Annotated in this window: 20 protein-coding genes; 17 read left to right on the top strand and 3 right to left on the bottom strand. The window is 61.8% G+C overall.

Features of this window, described 5'->3' with window-relative positions:
* Nucleotides 1-60 precede the first annotated feature (60 nt).
* Nucleotides 61-915 (bottom strand): HDOD domain-containing protein, encoded by an 855-nt coding sequence (locus tag GQF02_RS15140; RefSeq protein ID WP_160798253.1) that lies wholly within the window; start codon nucleotides 913-915, stop codon nucleotides 61-63.
* Nucleotides 916-1,103: 188 nt separating this feature from the next.
* On the opposite strand from GQF02_RS15140, the gene GQF02_RS15145 reads away from it, so the two are divergent.
* The gene (locus tag GQF02_RS15145) at nucleotides 1,104-1,487 is read left to right on the top strand and encodes a carboxymuconolactone decarboxylase family protein (protein WP_160798255.1); all 384 of its coding nucleotides are present in this window, start codon (nucleotides 1,104-1,106) and stop codon (nucleotides 1,485-1,487) included.
* Between the two features lie 120 nt (nucleotides 1,488-1,607).
* On the opposite strand, the gene GQF02_RS15150 is transcribed toward GQF02_RS15145, so the two are convergent.
* Complete coding sequence (locus GQF02_RS15150) at nucleotides 1,608-1,976, bottom strand: Mth938-like domain-containing protein (protein ID WP_160798257.1); 369 nt, start codon at nucleotides 1,974-1,976, stop codon at nucleotides 1,608-1,610.
* Nucleotides 1,977-2,142: 166 nt separating this feature from the next.
* On the opposite strand from GQF02_RS15150, the gene GQF02_RS15155 reads away from it, so the two are divergent.
* From GQF02_RS15155 to astB, 13 genes are all read left to right on the top strand, one after another.
* Nucleotides 2,143-3,372, top strand: a complete 1,230-nt coding sequence (locus GQF02_RS15155) for a pyridoxal phosphate-dependent aminotransferase (RefSeq protein WP_160798259.1) — start codon at nucleotides 2,143-2,145, stop codon at nucleotides 3,370-3,372.
* 80 nt (nucleotides 3,373-3,452) lie between these two features.
* Nucleotides 3,453-4,763, top strand: a complete 1,311-nt coding sequence (locus GQF02_RS15160; RefSeq protein WP_160798261.1) for a homoserine dehydrogenase — start codon at nucleotides 3,453-3,455, stop codon at nucleotides 4,761-4,763.
* Nucleotides 4,756-5,268 carry a GNAT family N-acetyltransferase gene (locus tag GQF02_RS15165; RefSeq protein ID WP_160798263.1) on the top strand — a complete coding sequence of 171 codons (513 nt, stop codon included), beginning with the start codon at nucleotides 4,756-4,758 and terminating at the stop codon, nucleotides 5,266-5,268. The genes GQF02_RS15160 and GQF02_RS15165 overlap by 8 nt, the downstream gene beginning before the upstream one ends.
* 17 nt (nucleotides 5,269-5,285) lie before the next feature.
* Nucleotides 5,286-6,692 carry a threonine synthase gene (thrC, locus tag GQF02_RS15170; RefSeq protein ID WP_160798265.1) on the top strand — a complete coding sequence of 469 codons (1,407 nt, stop codon included), beginning with the start codon at nucleotides 5,286-5,288 and terminating at the stop codon, nucleotides 6,690-6,692.
* Between the two features lie 396 nt (nucleotides 6,693-7,088).
* The gene (locus GQF02_RS15175; RefSeq protein WP_160798267.1) at nucleotides 7,089-7,862 is read left to right on the top strand and encodes an ABC transporter substrate-binding protein; all 774 of its coding nucleotides are present in this window, start codon (nucleotides 7,089-7,091) and stop codon (nucleotides 7,860-7,862) included.
* A gap of 72 nt (nucleotides 7,863-7,934) precedes the next feature.
* Nucleotides 7,935-8,621: an ABC transporter permease gene (locus GQF02_RS15180; protein ID WP_160798269.1), complete on the top strand. Its 687-nt coding sequence runs from the start codon at nucleotides 7,935-7,937 to the stop codon at nucleotides 8,619-8,621.
* Nucleotides 8,621-9,322: an ABC transporter permease gene (locus GQF02_RS15185; protein WP_220789514.1), complete on the top strand. Its 702-nt coding sequence runs from the start codon at nucleotides 8,621-8,623 to the stop codon at nucleotides 9,320-9,322. Before GQF02_RS15180 ends, GQF02_RS15185 begins: the two co-directional genes overlap by 1 nt.
* A gap of 8 nt (nucleotides 9,323-9,330) precedes the next feature.
* Nucleotides 9,331-10,449, top strand: coding sequence for a succinylglutamate desuccinylase/aspartoacylase family protein (locus tag GQF02_RS15190; protein ID WP_160798271.1), 1,119 nt, complete (start codon nucleotides 9,331-9,333; stop codon nucleotides 10,447-10,449).
* 103 nt (nucleotides 10,450-10,552) lie between these two features.
* Nucleotides 10,553-11,350 carry an ABC transporter ATP-binding protein gene (locus GQF02_RS15195; RefSeq protein WP_160798305.1) on the top strand — a complete coding sequence of 266 codons (798 nt, stop codon included), beginning with the start codon at nucleotides 10,553-10,555 and terminating at the stop codon, nucleotides 11,348-11,350.
* 8 nt (nucleotides 11,351-11,358) lie between these two features.
* A complete protein-coding gene (locus GQF02_RS15200; RefSeq protein WP_220789515.1) occupies nucleotides 11,359-12,324 on the top strand; it encodes a GlxA family transcriptional regulator in 966 nt (321 codons plus the stop codon).
* A gap of 98 nt (nucleotides 12,325-12,422) precedes the next feature.
* On the top strand, nucleotides 12,423-13,460 hold the full coding sequence (locus GQF02_RS15205) for an arginine N-succinyltransferase (RefSeq protein WP_160798273.1): 1,038 nt from the start codon (nucleotides 12,423-12,425) through the stop codon (nucleotides 13,458-13,460).
* Nucleotides 13,460-14,452: an arginine N-succinyltransferase gene (locus GQF02_RS15210; RefSeq protein ID WP_160798275.1), complete on the top strand. Its 993-nt coding sequence runs from the start codon at nucleotides 13,460-13,462 to the stop codon at nucleotides 14,450-14,452. Before GQF02_RS15205 ends, GQF02_RS15210 begins: the two co-directional genes overlap by 1 nt.
* 38 nt (nucleotides 14,453-14,490) lie before the next feature.
* A complete protein-coding gene (gene astB, locus GQF02_RS15215) occupies nucleotides 14,491-15,834 on the top strand; it encodes an N-succinylarginine dihydrolase (RefSeq protein ID WP_160798277.1) in 1,344 nt (447 codons plus the stop codon).
* Between the two features lie 69 nt (nucleotides 15,835-15,903).
* Here the strand turns inward: astB and GQF02_RS15220 are convergent, their stop codons facing one another.
* The gene (locus GQF02_RS15220) at nucleotides 15,904-17,946 is read right to left on the bottom strand and encodes an autotransporter outer membrane beta-barrel domain-containing protein (protein ID WP_160798279.1); all 2,043 of its coding nucleotides are present in this window, start codon (nucleotides 17,944-17,946) and stop codon (nucleotides 15,904-15,906) included.
* 125 nt (nucleotides 17,947-18,071) lie between these two features.
* On the opposite strand from GQF02_RS15220, the gene flgA reads away from it, so the two are divergent.
* From flgA to flgN, 3 genes are all read left to right on the top strand, one after another.
* The gene (gene flgA / locus GQF02_RS15225; RefSeq protein ID WP_160798281.1) at nucleotides 18,072-18,749 is read left to right on the top strand and encodes a flagellar basal body P-ring formation chaperone FlgA; all 678 of its coding nucleotides are present in this window, start codon (nucleotides 18,072-18,074) and stop codon (nucleotides 18,747-18,749) included.
* A 67-nt stretch (nucleotides 18,750-18,816) separates the two neighbouring features.
* The gene (gene flgM, locus GQF02_RS15230; RefSeq protein WP_160798283.1) at nucleotides 18,817-19,116 is read left to right on the top strand and encodes a flagellar biosynthesis anti-sigma factor FlgM; all 300 of its coding nucleotides are present in this window, start codon (nucleotides 18,817-18,819) and stop codon (nucleotides 19,114-19,116) included.
* A gap of 7 nt (nucleotides 19,117-19,123) precedes the next feature.
* Nucleotides 19,124-19,588 carry a flagellar export chaperone FlgN gene (gene flgN, locus GQF02_RS15235; protein ID WP_220789516.1) on the top strand — a complete coding sequence of 155 codons (465 nt, stop codon included), beginning with the start codon at nucleotides 19,124-19,126 and terminating at the stop codon, nucleotides 19,586-19,588.
* The last annotated feature ends 44 nt before the right edge of the window (nucleotides 19,589-19,632 follow it).

The raw sequence follows: 19,632 nt of genomic DNA on the forward strand, positions 1-19,632 counted from the left end.
TCGGACTACTTGACCGCATGATGGGCAAGACGGTATCTACCTTACGCATGCGCGGACGGCTCAAGCGAGCAGGGTGTCGTGCATGGTCGAGCGCCAGTCCTGAAATTCGATGTCTCCCAACTGCAGGTACGCCAGCATGGCCGGGCCGACGTCGTTCCAGCCCGGGTCGGCCGTAAGGTCGGTCTGGGTACGCCACACATGGCGGGCGGCGCGGGCGAGCGCGATCATGCGCAGGGCTTCGTCGCCCAGCCGGGATGACGCTTTTTCAAAGGCGTCCGCTTCGTACTGCTCGAGGATGGCGCGGCAGAAATTTTTCGGCATGTGCCAGGCGCGCGCCAGCATATAGCCCAGCACCGCGTGGTGGGTGTTGTGCAGGGCCTGTTCGATGGCGCAGATCTGGTTATCCCGGGTGCGGGCGGTCATAGCCAGCGTCTGGCTGTACTTGGGAAAGTGCAGCAGCATCAGCGGGATGCCGCAGCCGCGGAACAGCGCGAAGCTCTGACTGTCTTGCGGACAGGCCTGCACCAGCCGTGCCAGCTGGTTGACCAAGAGGGCGCAGGCGCCTGACTCGTCCCAGTAGGCTTCAAGCGCGGGGCTGGACGGTTGCGAGAACTGGCTGCGCAGCACCATGGCGTTGACCAGGTGCATCACGCTTTGCGTGCCCAGCAAGCTGATGGCCTGCACCACAGAGGTGATGGCGCGCTGCGCACCCAGCAGCGGCGAGTTGGCCGCCTTGAGCACGGCGGCCGAGAGTGCCAAATCCTGCCCGATCAGTTGCGCCAGTCTGTCGGGGTTGATGTTGCCGGCTTGTCTCAGCGTTTCCAGCTGTTCAAGCAGCACCGGGCGTGGCGGGATCACCAGGTTTTTCAGCAGCGACTCCGTGTTGCCCCGATCCAGCAGAATTTTGTCGTCCATTTTTATTTTTTGTCATTTAAACGCCTGCATTATATGCGCTTGGCTTTTCTGCTGTCCGTTTTCGTGCTGTGCCGGCAGCGCACACAGGTAGCCGGGTGTCGCGTCGGCCGCACATTGGTCAAGGCAGAGGCTTGCCATTCGATATATAAAAATACATAATGTAAAAACTGCTAACGAAGGAGCCCACCATGAGCCACAACTACCAAGATCTGACCGCCGCGCTGGGCGGCAAGCTGGCCGAACTGCGCCGCGAAATTCCGGACACGATGAAGGGTTTCGGCCAGATGAACCGGGCGGCACATGCCGACGGTGCTCTGTCCAACAAGAATAAAGAGCTGATTGCCATCGCGATCGGTATCGCCGGGCGATGCCAGGGTTGTCTGGCTTTCCATTCCAAGGCCTTGGTCGAGCTGGGTTGCACCCGCGCCGAGTTCCTCGAGATGCTGCAAGTGGCGGTGTATATGGGCGGCGGGCCGTCGCTGATGACGGCGGCCGAGGCGCTGATGGCCTATGAGAGTTTTGGCGGCGAGCGCGCGGCGGTGGTGGACAAGGCAGAAGCCTGCCCTGTGTAACAGCTGTTTATCGGGAACAGGGATCAGTGGGGTTGACGTGCTTGGCCAAGGTCGAAACACTGAAATCCCCGATCCCCGATCCCCGATCCCCGATCCCCGATCCCCGATCCCCGATTTGTCTTATTGTCCCATTACCGCCAGCAGCACGCGCCGGCCTTCCGACAGCAGGATGTTGTAGGTGCGGCAGGCGGCCTGGGTGTCCATTACCTCGACGCCGATATGCCGGGCCGACAGCGCGGCATACAGACGCGGGTGCGGGAAGCGCTGCTTGCTGCCGCTGCCGAACAGCACCACTTCCGGGGCGAACGGCAGCAGGGCGGCGAAGTTTTCCGGCGTGAGTTCGGCAAAGCTGCCCACCTGCCAGGGCTGCACTTCGTCTCCGGTAATAATCAGTGCGCCCTCGTGGCGAACCTGATTGATTTCGACAAAGCCTTCGCCGTAGCCGGTGAATAGATTGTGGCCGGTAACCTGGGCTTGATGCAGTTTCATAAGCGTGTCCGTAAGGCTGAGTGAAGAGGCTAGTGCAGCGCAGCACCGATTTGGGATAGGATTATAAATGACTCGACTCACGCTGGGCGTGAGTCCGCTATTTTGACTCTCCCGAATCATGTCCTGCTGCGCGGCCGGGCATGGTCGGCAAGGACCGACACCCGACATGCAAGCTATCCGCAAATCCCAGAAACTCGCCAACGTCTGCTACGACATTCGTGGTCCGGTGCTTGAGCACGCCAAGAAGATGGAAGAAGAAGGCCATCGCATCATCAAGCTCAATATCGGCAACCCGGCGCCGTTCGGCTTTTATGCGCCGGATGAAATCAATGCCGACATGATCGCCAATCTGCAAAACGCCTCGGGCTATGTCGACTCCAAGGGGCTGTTTGCCGCGCGCAAGGCCATCATGCATTACACCCAGGAAAAGAATATTCCGGGGGTGGGGCTGGAGGACATCTATATCGGCAACGGCGTGTCCGAACTGATCGTGATGGCGATGCAGGCCTTGCTCGACAATGGCGACGAAGTACTGGTGCCGGCGCCGGATTATCCCCTGTGGACGGCAGCGGTCAGCCTGTCCGGCGGGCGCGCTGTGCATTATGTGTGCGACGAGAGCCGCGGCTGGTTTCCCGACATTGAAGACATCAAGGCCAAGATCACGCCGCAGACGCGCGCCATCGTGGTGATCAACCCCAACAATCCGACCGGTGCCATCTACCCCAAGGAGCTGCTGGAGCAGATTCTCGAGGTGGCGCGCACCCATCAGCTCATCGTCTACGCCGACGAAATCTACGACAAGGTGCTGTACGACGAGGCCAAGCATGTGTCCATCGCCAGCCTCGCCTCCGATGTGCTGTGCATCACCATGAACGGCCTGTCCAAGAACTATCGCGCCTGCGGCTACCGTGCCGGCTGGATGTCGGTGTCGGGCGACAAGCATCACGCCAAGGATTATATCGAGGGGCTGAATATGCTGGCCTCGATGCGCCTGTGCGCCAATGTGCCCGGCCAGTACGCGATCCAGACCGCGCTGGGCGGTTACCAGAGCATCAATGATCTGGTGGCGCCGGGCGGGCGTCTGGCGCGCCAGCGCGATCTGGCCTACCAGATGCTGACCGACATGCCCGGCGTGTCCTGCGTCAAGCCTATGGGGGCGCTGTATATGTTCCCGCGGCTGGACCCCGAGGTGTATCCGATCGTCAACGACCAGCAGTTCATTCTCGAGCTGCTGCAGCAGGAAAAAGTGCTGCTGGTGCAAGGCACCGGCTTTAACTGGATTGCGCCGGATCACTTCCGCGTGGTATTTCTACCCAATACGGATGATCTGGCCGAGGCACTGGGGCGCCTGGGGCACTTCCTGGAAAACTACCGCTTGCGCCACGGCACCAACTAAGCGCATAGCGATGCAGACATGAGCAGGGGCACGGCAGTGCAGCCTGCTGCCAACAATAAAACAAGCATAGGAGCAACGATATGAAGCCGATCAATATTGGCCTGATGGGGGTAGGGACGGTTGGTGGTGGCACCGCCGTCGTCTTGAAACGTAACGCGGACGAAATCAGCCGCCGTGCCGGCCGTGAAATCCGCCTGTTTATGGCCGCCAACCGCGACCTCGTGCGCGCCCGCGAAGCGGTCGGCCCCGAGGTCGAACTGGTCGATGACGCCTTCGCCATCGTCAACCACCCCGACGTCGATATCGTGGTCGAGCTGATCGGCGGCGATACCATCGCCAAGGATCTGGTGCTGCAGGCCATTGCCAACGGCAAGCATGTCGTGACCGCCAACAAGAAGTTGCTGGCACTGCACGGCAACGAGATCTTTGCCCGTGCGCAGGAAAAAGGCGTGATGGTGGCGTTCGAAGCGGCCGTTGCCGGCGGCATCCCTATCATCAAGGCCTTGCGCGAAGGCCTGAGCGCCAACCGCATCGAATGGATCGCAGGCATCATCAACGGCACCTCCAACTTCATCCTCACCGAAATGCGCGAGAAGGGCAGCGGCTTTGCCGAGGTGCTGGCCGAGGCGCAGCGTCTGGGTTATGCCGAAGCCGATCCGACTTTCGACGTGGAAGGCCACGACGCCGGCCACAAGCTGACCATCATGGCCTCCATCGCCTTCGGCATTCCGATGAATTTCGAGCACTGCTACCTCGAAGGCATCAGCCAGCTGCAGGGGCGCGATATCAAGTACGCCGAAGAACTGGGCTACCGCGTCAAGCTGTTGGGCCTGACCCGCCACACCGAAGCCGGTGTCGAGCTGCGCGTGCATCCGACGCTGATTCCGGAAAGCCGCCTGATCGCCAACGTCAACGGCGTGATGAACGCGGTGCTGGCCAAGGGCGATGCCATCGGCCCGACCCTGTACTACGGCGCCGGTGCCGGCGCGCTGCCGACCGCTTCCGCCGTGGTGGCCGATATTGTCGACGTCACCCGCCTGTTGACTGCCGACCCCGAGCATCGCGTGCCGCATCTGGCTTTCCAGCCGGACCAGCTGAAAGACCTGCGCATCCTGCCTATGGATGAAGTGGTCAGCTCCTACTATCTGCGCATCAGCGCCAGCGACCGCGCCGGTGTATTGGCCAAGATCACCGGCCTGCTGGCCGAGAACGATATTTCGATCGAGGCGGTAATCCAGAAGGGTTCGGTATCCGACGGCTCGGCCGAGATCGTGCTGCTGACCCATCGCGTGGTCGAGAAGCAGGTCAACGCCGCCATCGCCGCCATCGAGGCGCTGGACAGTGTGAAGGCGCCGGTCGTGCGCCTGCGCATGGAAGAGCTCAATGGCTGAGCTGGCGCTTGAGCTGGGCATCCGTCACGCCACGCGTGACGATTTGCCGGCCATCGTCGCCATCTACAACTCGACGGTGGCTTCGCGCATGGTGACGGCGGACCTTGCGCCGGTCAGCGTGGCCCAGCGCGAGGCGTGGTTTGCCGCGCATAGCCCGGCGCAGCACCCGATCTGGGTGGTGGAGCAGGACGGCGCGCTGATCGCCTGGGTCAGCCTGTCGGCGTTCCATAGCCGCGCCGCCTACGACGCGACCGCCGAGATCAGTATCTACCTGGACCCGGCCGCGCGTGGTCAGGGTCTGGGCGGGCGCTTGCTGCGTTTTGCCGAGGAGGCCGCGCCCGCGCTCGGTATCCGTACCCTGGTCGGGCTGGTGTTCGCGCATAACGTGCCCTCGGTCGCGCTGTTTGCCAAGCACGGCTATGCGCGCTGGGGCGAGCTGCCCGATGTGGCCGAGCTCGATGGTGTGCGCCGCAGCCTGCTGTATCTGGGCCGGCATCTGCAATAGACAATAAAAGAGAAACCATGAAGTACATCAGCACCCGCGGCCAGATGGCGCCGCTCGAATTTTCCGACACCATCCTGATGGGGCTCGCGCCCGATGGCGGCCTGGCCTTGCCGCAAAGCTATCCGCAGATCGACCGCGCGACGCTGGATGCCTGGCGCGGCCTCAGCTACGCGGATCTGGCATTCGAAATCCTCAGCCTGTTCGCCACCGACATTCCGCCGGCCGACCTGAAAGCCATGCTGGATCGCACCTACACCCGCGAAGTGTTCGGCACCGAGGCGATCACGCCGGTGAAGACGCTGCACGACGGACTGAAGCTCCTTGAGCTGTCCAATGGCCCGACGCTGGCGTTCAAGGACATGGCGATGCAGTTCCTAGGCCAGCTATTCGAGTATGTGCTGGCCAAGCGCGGCGAGACGCTGAATATTCTGGGTGCCACCTCGGGCGACACCGGTTCGGCGGCCGAGTATGCGCTGCGCGGCAAGGCCGGCGTCAATGTGTTCATGCTCTCGCCCAAGGGCAAGATGAGCAGCTTCCAGCGTGCTCAGATGTTCAGCCTGACCGACGCCAATATCCACAATATCGCGATTGACGGCATGTTCGACGACTGTCAGGACATCGTGAAGGCGGTGCAGAACGATCACGCCTTCAAGGCGGCGTACAAGATCGGTACCGTCAACTCGATCAACTGGGCGCGGGTAGTGGCACAGGTGGTGTACTACTTCGCCGGCTACTTTAACGCCACCGGGAGCAACGACGAGCAGGTCAGCTTCTGCGTACCTTCGGGCAATTTCGGCAATGTCTGCGCCGGCCATATCGCGCGCCAGATGGGCCTGCCGGTGGCGCGCCTGATCGTCGCCACCAACGAAAACGACGTGCTGGACGAATTCTTCAAGACCGGTGTCTATCGTCCGCGCAGCACCGAACAGACTTTCGTCACCTCCAGCCCGTCGATGGACATCTCCAAGGCGTCCAACTTCGAGCGCTTCGTGTTCGACCTGGTCGGGCGCGATGGTGCCGAAGTCGCCCGCCTGTGGAGCGAGGTCGATGCCGGCCGCGGTTTCGACCTGTCGGCGCGTCTGGATGCGGTGCGCAGCGAATTCGGTTTTGTGTCCGGCGCCAGCAATCACGCCGACCGTCTGGCCACCATCCGCCAGGTGGATGGCGAAGACGGCGTGGTGCTCGACACCCATACCGCCGACGGGGTGAAGGTCGCGCGCGAACTGCGCCTGACGGGCGAAACCGTGGTCTGTCTGGAAACCGCGCTGCCGGCCAAGTTCGCCGAAACCATACGCGAAGCACTGAACCGCGAACCGCCGCGTCCGGCCGGTTTCGAGGGGATAGAAGATCTGCCGCAACGCGTGGTCGAATTCGGCGCCGATGCGGCGGCGGTCAAGTCTTACGTGGCGCACGCGCTGGCGTAAGCGGCAGACTGACTGGTGTCCTTTCAAGGCAGCCTGCGGGCTGCCTTTTGTTTGGCTATGTCCCAATTGCGAGTTGGCGCTGCTGGGCGCGCCGGCTGTGCTTGTCGCCTTGCTGCTGGCTGTCTGGCGGCTTTGCCAGTACGTGGCCCGCGCTTTCGTTGCCTATGCGACCGAGGCTGCGGCCTTGCGCGCGCCATTTGCGGTGCAGTGGCGAGTATTTCCCGGGATTAGATATGGCAAATTAATATCAATGTAACAAGTTGTCGCCTCGCTGTAACAGGGGATGGCATCAGCGGTGCTTTAATCTGTCTGCACAATCCAGTGTCCATCGTGCTTACTAACCGGTCAAACCGTCGTGACAAGAGCGGCCCGGATGATTTTCAAGGAGAAATACAGATGAAGAAGCTTGCCGTATCCGTTGCGCTTGCCCTGTCCTGTTCCGGTCTGGCTTTGGCCGAGCAACCCAAACAAATCCGCATCGGTGTTGATGCGACGTATGAGCCGTTTGCTTCCAAGAGTGCCGATGGCAAGCTGGTCGGTTTCGATATCGATATGGCCAATGCCCTGTGCGCACAGATGAAAGCCAAGTGCGTGTTTGTCGAGCAGGACTGGAAAGGCATTATCCCTGCACTGAACGCCAAGAAATACGATGCGATCATCTCGTCGATGTCGATTACCGACGAGCGCAAGAAGGCGGTCGACTTTACCGACAAGTACTACCACACCCCGTCGCGCCTGATCGCCAAGGCAGGCTCGGTCAAAGGTACGCCGGACAGCCTCAATGGCAAGAGGATCGGTGTACTCAAAGCCTCGACTCAGGAGAAGTACGCACAGAAATATTACGCCCCGGCTGGCGCCATTGTCGTGCCTTACGACAATACCCAGCAGGTGTATCTGGACCTGAATGCCGGCCGTCTGGACGGAACGGTAGCCGACAGCGTGGAAGGCTCGACCGGTTTCCTGAAAAAGCCGGAAGGCAAGGGTTTTGCCTTTATCGGCCCGGTACTGGCCGACCAGACCATCTTCGGCTACGGTGCCGGCATCGCCTTGCGCAAGGGTGACGATGCGCTGCGCAACGGCTTCAATGGCGCGATCAAGGCCATCCGTGCCAACGGCACCTACAAGAAGGTGAACGACAAGTATTTCAATTTCGACGCTTACGGCGCTTAAGCTTCGCGCTTTTGTGTGAACAGGCTGGTTGCCGCAAGGCGGCCAGCCTGACGACTTTCAGGAGAGCGGCCGATGTTTGAAGGCTACACGGGTTATATCGTTGCCGGTGCGACCACCACGCTACAGATTGCGCTGTCTTCACTGGCCGTTGCCACGGTACTGGGTTTGATTGGTGCCGCCTGCCGGCTGGCGCCCAATCTGCTGCTTAACCGGGTGGCGGAGGCATACTCTACGCTGGTACGCGGGGTGCCTGATCTGGTGTTGATGCTTTTGGTGTTTTATGGCGGCCAGACTGCCGCCAATGCCTTGCTTGAGGCTTTGGGCTTGCCTGCCATTGATTTCAACCAGTTTATGGCCGGTGTGCTGACGCTGGGCTTTATCTATGGCGCCTATCTGTCGGAAACCTTCCGTGGCGCGATCATGGCGGTGCCAAAAGGGCAGTGGGAAGCCGGCTGGGCTTACGGCATGAGCCGTCCGCGCGTGTTTTTGCGCATCATCCTGCCGCAGATGATACGTTTTGCCATTCCCGGTTACACCAATAACTGGCTGGTGCTGACCAAGGCGACCGCGCTGGTGTCGGTGATCGGCCTGCAGGACATGATGTTCCGCGCGCGCGAAGCCGGTGCCGCCACACGCGAACCCTTTACCTATCTGCTGGTGGTTGGTGCGGTGTATCTGGCGATTACCTCGGTATCCTTGCTGTTGCTGAAGTGGGCGGAAAAGCGCTATTCGGCCGGCGTGCGTATGGGAGAGATCTGATGCTGGACTTTACGATGCTGATCGAACCCGACAATCTCAAGCTCTACGCCGATGGCCTGCTGACGACCCTCAAGCTGTTGCTGGTGTCGCTGGCCTGTGGTCTGGCGGTCTCCGTGCCGCTGGCGGTATTACGCGTGGCCAGGAGCCCGCTGCTATATGGCCCGGTCTGGCTGTACACCTATGTGATACGCGGCACGCCGATGCTGTTGCAGCTTTATCTGATTTATTACGGTTTGTCGCAGTTCGCCGTGGTGCGCGACAGCCTGGCCTGGCCCTTGCTGTCCGAAGCCAGCTTTTGCGCCACGCTGGCACTGGCGATCAATACTTGCGCCTACACCACCGAAATGCTGGCCGGTGCCATCCGTGCCACCAGTCATGGCGAGGTCGAGGCAGCCAAGAGCGTGGGCATGAGTCGCGCTACCCTGTATCGGCGCATCCTGCTGCCTTCAGCCTTGCGTCGCAGCCTGCCTGCGTACAGCAACGAAGTCGTGATGATGCTGCACGCCACCAGTCTGGCCAGTACCGTCACCCTGCTCGATATCACCGGCGCGGCAGATCGCCTGTATTCGACTTATTACATGCCGTTCGAGCCCTTCCTCGCGGCTGCACTGATCTACCTGCTGCTGACCTGGGGTCTGGTGCGGGTGTTCCGCAAACTGGAAGGCCGCTATCTGGCTTATCTTGCCCCACGCAGTCACTGAGGCCCGTCATGCATATTCAACATCATCCTTTGCCAGCCAAGAGCCTTGGCAGCCAGCGTCGCATCGAGAGTTTTCATTTCGGCGAGCCCGGCCAGGGCCAGAAGGTGTATATCCAGGCCGGCCTGCATGCCGACGAGATTCCGGGGCTGCTGGTCTGCCATCACCTTAAGGCCCGTCTGGCCCAGGCCGAAGCGGCCGGGCACTTGCAGGGCGAAGTGGTGCTGGTGCCGGTTGCCAACCCTGTCGGGCTTGAGCAAAGCCTGATGCACGATGCCATGGGACGGTTTGATTTTGCCAGCGGTGAAAACTTCAACCGCCACTATCCCGACTTTTACGCCGAACTGGGCGAAACGCTGCGAGCGCAACTGGGTGCCGACGAAGACAGCAATACGCGTCTGGTACGCGCGGCCATGCGTGCGTTTCTGGCGGCGCAGACACCGGCTACCGAGCTGGCGGGCTTGCGCCACGCCCTGGTGTCGCTGGCCTTTGACGCCGATGTGGTGCTGGATCTGCATGCCGACTTCGAGGCGGTGCTGCATTTGTATAGCGAAACCCCGTATCTTGAACAGCTGGAGCCGCTGTCGCGTTTGATGCAGGCCGAAGCGGTGCTGCATGCCAAGGGGAGCGGCGGCCAGTCTTTTGATGAAGCCATGAGCCAGATCTGGTGGAAACTGGGAGAGCATCTGCCTGACGATATCCCGCTGTCGCTGGCTTGTCTTGCCGTGACGGTCGAGTTGCGCGGCGAGGCCGAGGTTTGCCATCAACTGGCCGAACAGGATGCCGATCGCCTGTTTGACTTTCTGGTTTACCGCGGCGTGATCGCCGGTGAAAAACCTGCGCTGCCTGCCGCGCGTTGTCAGGCTACACCGCTGACCGGTTCTGAGACTCTGATCGCGCCGGTGCCCGGCGTGATCGTTTACCGGGCCCGCGTTGGCGAGTGGATCGAGGTGGGGCAAACCGTGTGCGAGTTGATTAATCCCTTATCCGGCGCCGTGGTGTTGTTGAAGTCTACGGTGAGCGGGGTGTTTTATGCCCGTGAGAGTCGCCGTTATGCAATTGCCGGGATGAATCTTGGAAAAATTGCAGGTAGCATTCCATTTCGTCGTGGTTATCTGCTTAGCGCCTGAGCCATCCCCCAACCGTTCCATACAAGAGTCAGCAAGAACTCGCCAGGAGAGAACCATGATGGAAGTACAAAACAGCCAGTTCAGCAGTGAAACTGCCGCCACCATGCCCGCCCCGGCGGGGCTGTCACCCGCCGGCCGGGTCGTGAAATTGCAGGTGGAAAACCTGCACAAGAGTTACGGCAGCCACGAGGTGCTCAAAGGGCTCTCGCTGACTGCCCGCGCCGGTGACGTGATCAGCATCATCGGCTCCAGCGGTTCGGGCAAGAGTACATTTTTGCGCTGCATCAATATGCTGGAGCGCCCGCATACCGGCCGCATCGTTGTGGCCGGCGAAGAGCTGGAGTTGGTCAAAGCCAGGGACGGTATGCTCAAGGCGGCGCGCGAGGTGCAGTTGCAAAAGATGCGCTCGCGTCTGGCCATGGTGTTCCAGCACTTCAACCTGTGGGCGCATATGACGGTGCTGGAAAACATTATCGAAGCACCGGTGCATGTGCTGGGCGTGGACAAGGATGAGGCGGTGGCGCGTGCGCGTGGCTATCTGGCCAAGGTCGGCCTGTCCGGCGTCGAGGACAAGTATCCGGCGCATATGTCCGGCGGCCAGCAGCAGCGCGTGGCGATTGCCCGCGCGCTGGCGGTCGAGCCCGAGGTGATGCTGTTTGACGAGCCGACTTCGGCGCTGGACCCGGAACTGGTGGGCGAGGTGCTCAAGGTGATGCGTACGCTGGCGGAGGAAGGCCGCACCATGGTGGTAGTGACCCACGAGATGGGCTTTGCCCGTGATGTGGCCAACCATGTGATGTTCCTGCATCAGGGCCGGGTCGAGGAGGAGGGGTGCCCGAAAGCGATTCTGGCCAATCCGCAAAGCGAGCGCCTGCAGCAGTTTTTGAGCAAAACGCGCTGATTGCAGTGATGGCTGATACGCCTGCCACCCTGATTCGCGTCCTGCTGTTGCCGGGTTTTAGCGAAACCGAAGCCGGCATCGTGTCTGACTGTGTGGCGACCTTTAATGCCCGGCGCGCGCGCTTTGCCTTGCATTGGGTCTCGGTCGATGGCCTGCCGGTCAGGGCGGCCGCCGGGCGCGCATGGGCGGTGGATGCCGTTTTTGACAGCACCTTGCCTGGCGCCAGTTTGTTGCTGGTACTGGCCGGTGAAATGCCGGAAAAAATGGCTGCAGCGTCGCCGCTGCCGGCTCAGCTGGCCGCGTGTGCGCGTGCGGGCAGTATCTTGTGCGGTGTGCGTGCCGGCGTGTTCAGTCTGGCGGCTGCCGGGCTGTATGGCGCCAGCCGTGTGGCGGTGCACTGGACGCTGGCTGAAGGTTTTGCCGAGTATTATCCCGCCATTGCGCAGTCCGGCCAGCTCTATGCGCTGGAGCACGGCCACGCCAGTTGTGCCGGAGGCCTGGCATTGGCCGATTGCCTGTTGCACTTGATCAGCCGTTTGCCGGAAGCACCGCCAACCGGCACCGTGGCCGAAGACTTGCTGATGGAACGCCAGCGCCGTGGCGACGAGCGCCAGCGCGTGCCCTTGATGGCCAGCATCGGTGCCGCCGATCCCAAGCTGGTCAGCGCCGTGCAGTTGATGGAAGCTAATCTGGAGGAGCTGCTGACCACCGACGAGATTGCACAGCTGGTGTGCATTTCGCGTCGCCAGCTCGAGCGGCTGTTTCGCCAGTTTCTGGACCGGGTTCCCTCGCAGTATTACCTGGAGCTGAGGCTGGAGCGTGCACGCCAGTTACTCAGGCAAAGTAGCAAATCCATCATCCAGATCGGGCTGTCGTGCGGTTTTTCTTCTGGTCCGCACTTTTCCAGCGCCTATCGCAACCATTTTGGCCATACCCCGCGCGACGAGCGGCGCAGTGCCCAGCGCGCCAGCTGAAACAAGCTGTCGCCAGTGGACAATTGTGAGCTGTTTCCCTGGTTTAGAATCGTGGATATCCCACCGGGCTGAAGCGGCCTGTTTTAGCGAGATTGATCATGTTTGTGCTACGCCCCGCCTGTGTACATGATTTGCCGGCAATCGAGCGGCTGGCTGCGGCCAGCCCGGTTGGCGTCACGTCCTTGCCGGCCGACCGGCAGGTTTTGCTTGAACGCATTCTGGCCAGCGAGAATTCGCTGGCAGCCGAGGTGGGCTTTCGCGGTGAGGAGCGCTACTTCTTCGTGCTGGAAGATAGCCAAAGCGGCGAACTGGCCGGCGTGTGCGGCCTGAATGCGGTTGCCGGCTTTAACGAGCCTTTTTACAGTTTTCGCAATGAGGCGCTGGTGCACGCCTCCAGCGAACTGGGCATCGTCAATCACATCCATGTCCTGTCCCTGTGTCACGACCTGACCGCACACTCGCTGATGGTGTCTTTTTATATCCGCCCGGATCTGGTGGACACGCCCGAGTCCGAACTGCTGTCGCGTGCGCGCTTGTTGTTTGCCGCCAATTGGCCGGCACGTTTTGCCGACACCGTGGTGTCCGCCATGCTGGGGGTGGGGGATAAGGAACAAGGCTCGCCATTCTGGGATTCGGTCGGCCGCGTTTACTTCGGGCTGGACTACCACGAAGCCGAGGCACTGTGCGGCGCGCGCGGGCGCAAGTTTCTGGGCGAGTTGATGCCGCAGCAGCCGGTCTATGTGCCGCTGTTGTCGGATGAGGCGCAATCGGTGATGGGCGAGGTGGGGGATGACTCTTTGCTGCCTTACGACATCCTGTCGCGTGAAGGCTTCGAGAGCGAAAACTATATCGATATCTTCGATGGCGGGCCTATTTTGCTTGGCCGCCTCTCCTCGCTCTATAGCGTGGCCGCCAGTTGCGTATTACCGGTAGAGATTGCGCCGTCTGCGGGTGAGTGCGAGTTGTTTTTGCTTGCCAACCAGCGTTTGCAGGATTTTCGGGCCCTCGTGGTGCCGGGTGTGCTTGTCGCCGGGAGGTTGCAACTGGATAGTGAGGCGGTAGCGGCGCTGGGTGTGTGCGCCGGCGAGAACGTGCGTGCGGTGCCCCTGTGGCAGACACAAGAAAGGAGTGCCTGATGCGGGTACGTTCTATTCGCCGCGAGGATCTGCCGGCACTGATGGCGCTGGCCGCTGATTGCGGCATCGGCCTGACGACCTTGCCGCATCATGAGGAGGTGCTCGCGCGCCGCATCGAAGCTTCGCTGCGTTCGGGGCCGGCGTCCGAGCATCGCAGCTGGCTGTTCGTGCTGGAGCAAGATGGCGAGCTGATCGGTGTGTCGGGGCTGGAAGGTGCGATTGGCTTGAAGGAGCCCAGCTATTACTACCGTCAGGGTCTGACAGTGCGCATGGCACGCGACGCCGGCATCGACCGGCGCCTGCCGACGCTGACGCTGGGCAATGATCTGACCGGTGCCAGCGCCTTGTGCTCGCTGTTTCTGGCGCCGGCATGGCGCTCCATGGGACGCGGCGCCTTGCTGTCGCGCTCGCGCCTGATGTTTATCGCCGATTTTCCCGAACTGTTCGCCCCGCAGTTGACTGCCGAAATCCGTGGCATCAACGATGCAAGCGGCGTCTCACCATTCTGGAATGGCTTGGGGCGGCAGTTTTTCCGTGTCGAGTTTGCCCGTGCCGATTATTTGCGCGGTACCGGTGCTTGTGCGGCCATTGCCGCGCTGATGCCGCAGCAGACCGTGTTTACCGATATGCTGCCGCCCGCTGCCCGTGCGGCAATCGGGCAGGTCCACCCCGACTCGATGGGGGCGGTGCGCCTATTGAACGAAGAAGGGCTGCACGCCAGCGGCTATATCGACCTGTTCGATGGCGGGCCCGTTTTGCGCGGCGAAATACCGCAGCTGAGGACGGTCAGCCAGAGCCGGGTGCTGGCGCTATGCGTGGGTGAGGTCCGTAGCGGCACGCGTTTCATGTTGTCCAACCGGTGCGCAGAGAATTTTGTCGTACTGGTCGCCGATGCCGAACTGGTGGATGGCGGGCTGCGTATCAGCGCCGCCACGCTGGCGCAATTACAGCTGGACGCGCACGACAGCGTGCGCGCGCTGGCATTGAACTGACCGCGCAAGCTGTCACGTTGACGAGAAAGTGAAGAACCATGCAAGCATTTGAAGCCAATTTTGACGGGCTGGTCGGCCCGACCCACAACTATGCCGGTCTGTCACACGGCAATGTTGCCTCGACCAGTAATGGCAGCGCGCTCTCTAATCCGCGTCTGGCCGCGCAGCAAGGTCTGGCCAAGATGAAGGCGCTGGCCGATCTGGGCTTCAAGCAAGGGGTACTGGCTCCGCACGAGCGCCCGGATGTGGCCAGTCTGCGCCGTCTGGGCTTTGCCGGCAGCGATGCCGACGTGATCGTGCGCGCAGCAAAAGAGGCGCCGGCCATTCTGGCTGCGGTGTGTTCGGCCTCGCCGATGTGGACCGCCAACGCAGCGACGGTCAGCCCTTCGGGCGATACCGCCGACGGGCGCGTACATTTCACCCCGGCCAACCTTAATAACAAGTTTCACCGTGCCATCGAACACCCGGTCACCGGCCGAATCTTAGGCGCCATGTTTGCCGACGAGACGCACTTTGCCCACCATCCGGCCTTGCCGGCGCAGATGCATTTCGGTGACGAGGGGGCGGCCAACCATACCCGCTTCTGTGCCGCTTACGGCGCGCGCGGCGTCGAGTTCTTTGTCTACGGCCAGGCCGCATTCGACGCTGCCGCACCGCGCCCGGTGCGTTTCCCTGCGCGCCAGACGCTGGAAGCCAGCCAGGCGGTGGCGCGCCTGCACGGCCTGAGCGACGAAGGTGTGGTCTACGCCCAGCAGCATCCGGATACCATCGATGCCGGCGTGTTCCACAACGACGTGATCGCGGTCGGCAATGGTGAAGTGCTGTTCCACCACGAAAAGGCCTTCCTTCATCAGGATGCGGTGCTGGCCGAGCTGTCGGACAAGCTGGCGGCGCTGGGCGGGCATTTCCAGTCTATTGAGGTGCCGGACGCCGAGGTCAGCGTGGCCGAGGCGGTGAAGTCCTATCTGTTCAACAGCCAGCTGCTGACCCGCGCCGACGGGCGCATGATTCTGGTGGTGCCGCAGGAGTGTCAGAACACGCCGCGGGTGTGGGCTTACTTGGAAAAACTGCTGGCGAGCGATGGCGTGATTGCTGAGCTCAAGGTATTCGACCTCAAGCAGTCGATGCAAAACGGCGGTGGCCCTGCCTGCCTGCGATTGCGCGTGGCGCTGACCGAAGCCGAGGTGGCGGCGGTCAACCCCAGGGTGTGGATGAACGACAGCCTGTTTGCCACGCTCAACGACTGGGTGGCGCGCCATTACCGCGACCGGCTGAGTGCCGCCGATCTGGCCGACCCGGCACTTTTGACCGAGTGCCGCACGGCGCTGGACGAGTTGTCGGGCATTCTCGGTCTGGGCGCGGTGTATCCGTTCCAGCGTTAAGCCTTAGCCAGACAAAACGGCCGGCAGACTCGCGTCTGCCGGCCGTTTTTACGTGCTGCGGGCTAGCACTTAAAAATTCATATTCAAGCCCAGATTACCGCCCCAAGCATTGCCGTCATCACGCCCGGCCGTGCCGTTGATCTGCACAAAGCCGGTGATGTTTTTGGCCAGCGCCACGCTGACACCGGCCGACAGATCGGTCCAGTTTTTAGCGAGAGCCAGACTCTGGGTAACAAAATTGCCGGAGGTTGTCAGCAGACCTGCCTCTATATCGCGGGCGTCGCCCTTGAACTCGTGGCTGTAACTGATGCTGGCGTAGGGGGTGGCTTTGCCCAGTGGCGCCTCTATGCCCCAGCCGAGCGAGCCGACCAGCGACTTGATCTTCTGTTCGCCAAAGCGCATGGCGCTGAAGTCCAGCTTGTCTTCGATCAGTGCGCCGACCTTGATGTGTTCATAGCGCAAGCCGGCTTGCGGGCCGGTATTCACTACGCCCAACTGCATGCGGTAGCCGCCTTCCAGCGCCAGGCCCATCTGGATGGCGCGGGTCGAGCCGGTCTGGGTTTCGTGGTAGACGGGGCCCAGTTTGACATCGCGGCGGGTGTCGATATCGGTATTGCCGAGGAAAACGTCGCCATCCAGCCACAGCGGGCCTTGACGGAAGTTGGCCAGTGCCGACAGTGAACGGTAGTCGCCATCGTAGCTGCCGATGGCACCGATATCGGACTTGACCTTGCCGCCGCTAAAGGCGACGCCCAGTGCCAGCGCTGGTGTGGCCTGATAATCAAAGCCCAGCGTGGCGATGGCTTCGGGCTTGATCTCGCCCTCTGCAATATTGTCGCGGCCGAAACCGGCGCTGGCCAGTGCGCCTACCGTACCGACGGCACGTGGTGCCGCATCCAGTGCACGGGCGTGTGCCGACAGCGTCTCGCGTACGATGCGCCGTGCCGATAGCGGTACCTGACCCAGCGCATCGGCCAGTGCCGGGGCCTGTACGATGCTGGCGAAGTAGTCGCCAAGGACTTGATGGGTCAGCGGGGTCGGGTGGCGATCGTCTGCGAACACATAACTGAGGCCTTGCAACTGGCCGGGCGTCTGGGCGCCGCTGGAGCAGGTCAGCGAGCTTGCTGAAGGAATACAGGCCGAGCCGGTCGTATTGCTGACGCCGAAGCTGGCAGGGTTAGTCTGCACGGCGGCGAACAGGCCGGCGACGTCCGGACGCACCACGTTGGCGCCGCTTTGCGTCAGCGCGCCGTCGACGCTGCTGTTGAAAAAGGCGGTCAGGGTGTTGAGCGAGTCGCGGGTCTGGCTGTAGGCGCTGTTCAATCCCGCCAGTGCCTGCGTCGGCACCTGTGCCTCGGGAACGCCGTGGAGGGTCGCCGCTGCGGCTTTCAGGGCGCTGTCCATTACCGCCTTGGCTTGCGCTGGGCTGTTGCTTGGCTGGAGGCTCAGTTTCTGCCAGGCAGCGCCGATTGCATTGTTGAGGTTGGCAGCTGTTCCGGTTTGAAGGGCATAGGCTTGGATAGCACCATACAGCGCCGCCGGCGTATTGCCGAAGGCCGGCAGATTGGGGGCCATGACGAGATTGGCGCCTGCGGCCTTGAGCGTGGCGACTTGTTTTGCCAAGGAAGTAGCCGATTGCGCAATGCTGGCTTGAGCCGTGGCAGGGGTCGCGGCAGCAGTCGGTATATCATTGCCGCCTGACCATACAAAATAGAGCGCATTCGGGTTGGCCTTGCCGCCGGTGCGTGCCAGATAGTCTTTAAGCTGTGTCGGAACGTCACGGATTTCGACATCACCTGGCCCCTTGTTGGCGACCTCGGACGACTGTGCGCCGCCTTGTGCATAGTTATTGCCGCCAGGGTTGTAGCCGGTCAGGGCATTGGTGGCCGATGATTTCAGGCCCAGTGCAGCGGCCAGTACGTCGGCGTGGTTGGGCGCATTGTCGGTGGTCCAGCGCGAACCGGCAGGCAATGGACCGATGCCGGTATAGGCGCCGCCGTCAGTCAGGCTGTCGCCGAAGAACCAGATACCGTTGATCGCCCCCGCTTGTGCCGCACCCAAGCTCAGTGCCAGTGTGACGGCACAGGCGGTTTTTTTCAGTTGTACTTGCATGTGTTACCCCCTCGATTGTTTTTTTGATGCAGATCAAATGCTCTACATGGAGCAAATATCCTAAAGTCGTGGGTGTGAGGTCAAACGTTTGTCGGCTTATCTGCTGTTGCAGGTACAATGGCGCCATGTTTCGACGTATTTTTGCGACAATGCTTTTTTTGCTGGGCGTAGCGCCTGCGTGGGCGGGGGGCGGTCAGGATCTGGTGCGGCTGCAGCTTGAGGCGCAGCGTTTTGTTGACCAGCAAAGCGCCAGCGGGCGTGGCCCGATGCGCGATGTTTCGCCGCCGGATGCGCGGCTGTTTCTGCCGGCCTGTCCCGATCTTTCCATCGCCTGGCCTGCCGGCGTACCGGCCGAATCGGTGGCGGTGCGCTGCCCGGTATTGGGCTGGAGCATTGCCTTGCCGCTGAAGGCGCGCGGCGTGGCCAGCGTGTATGTGGCTGCCAGCCTGATTGGCGCCGGGCAAACTGTTGGCATCGGCGATATCCGTCTGGCAGCGGTCGCCAACCCGGCATTGGCGCGACAAGGCGTCAGCGATAGCAGCCAGCTTGTCGGGCGTGCAGCGCGCACCCAGATTCCACCGGGCGCTGTGATCCGGGTCACCGCTTTACGTGCACCTTTTGTGGTGCGGATGCGTCAGCCGGTGCGCGCCATGGTGAGCCAGGACGGGCTCAGGGTGTCGGCCGAGGGCGTGGCCAATAATAATGCCGCCGTCGGCGAGCCGGTCAGGGTGCGCATGCCCGGTGGCCGCGTGGTCAGCGGTATTGCCGACGCCGATGGCAGTGTGCGCGTGGAGATGCAGTAAAAAAGCTTCAAGAAATGGCGCAAGCTGCCGATATTGAACCCATAGCCCGTAGTAGCAAGGATGCAGTATGAAAATCGACTCCTCAAGCAAGGCACTGGCCGCCTACGCGAGCCAGCCGCGCGCGCTCAAGCGCGATGCCGGGGCGCCTGAGGCCAAGACTCAGGCCGCTGGCGAGAATGTCGCCATCAATCCGCTGGCCAGCCGCATGCAGGCAGCGGAAAAAGCCGCGCAATCCGAGCCGGCATTTGATGCGGCCAAGGTGGATGCGATCCGCACTGCGATTGCCTCCGGACAGTATCAGGTCAAGCCAGAAGCGATCGCCGACAGTCTGATCAGCTCGGCGCGCGAATTGCTGGGCCGTGCATAAACCAGTGATGATGAATAGCCCCGAATTTGTCGCCAGTTGTCAGGCCGAACTATCGGTGATGCAACAGTTGTCGGTCTTGCTGGCCGAAGAACAGCGCGCCTTGCTGGCATTGAATGGCCATGCCCTGCAGCGGCTGGCGATGCAAAAAGAAACCTCGCTTGCCGAGCTGGCGGCACTGGCAGCGCCGCGTTTGTCCATGCAGCGCGATGCCGGTCTGGATACGCCCGAAGCGCTCAATGGCTGGCTCGCGTACGATGAAAATGCACGGTCTGCCTGGCTTGCGCTGGAGGCCGAACTGGCCCGTGCCCGCGTCTACAACGACATGAATGCCACACTGGCTGGCGAGCGCGGCCTGATGGCCGAGGCGCTGCTGGACACCTTGTCCAGCGCCGTGCGTCAGGCCGAAGGCTATGGCCGCAAGGGCATGGTGCCTGCTACCTTGTCCGGCTCGCGCTCTTTGGGTTCGGCCTGAATCTGCCTCGCATGCCACGGCGCTGCCGCTTTGTGGTATCTTCT

The sequence above is a fragment of the Craterilacuibacter sinensis genome, from assembly GCF_009831765.1.
Taxonomy (GTDB): Bacteria; Pseudomonadota; Gammaproteobacteria; order Burkholderiales; family Chromobacteriaceae; genus Craterilacuibacter; species Craterilacuibacter sinensis.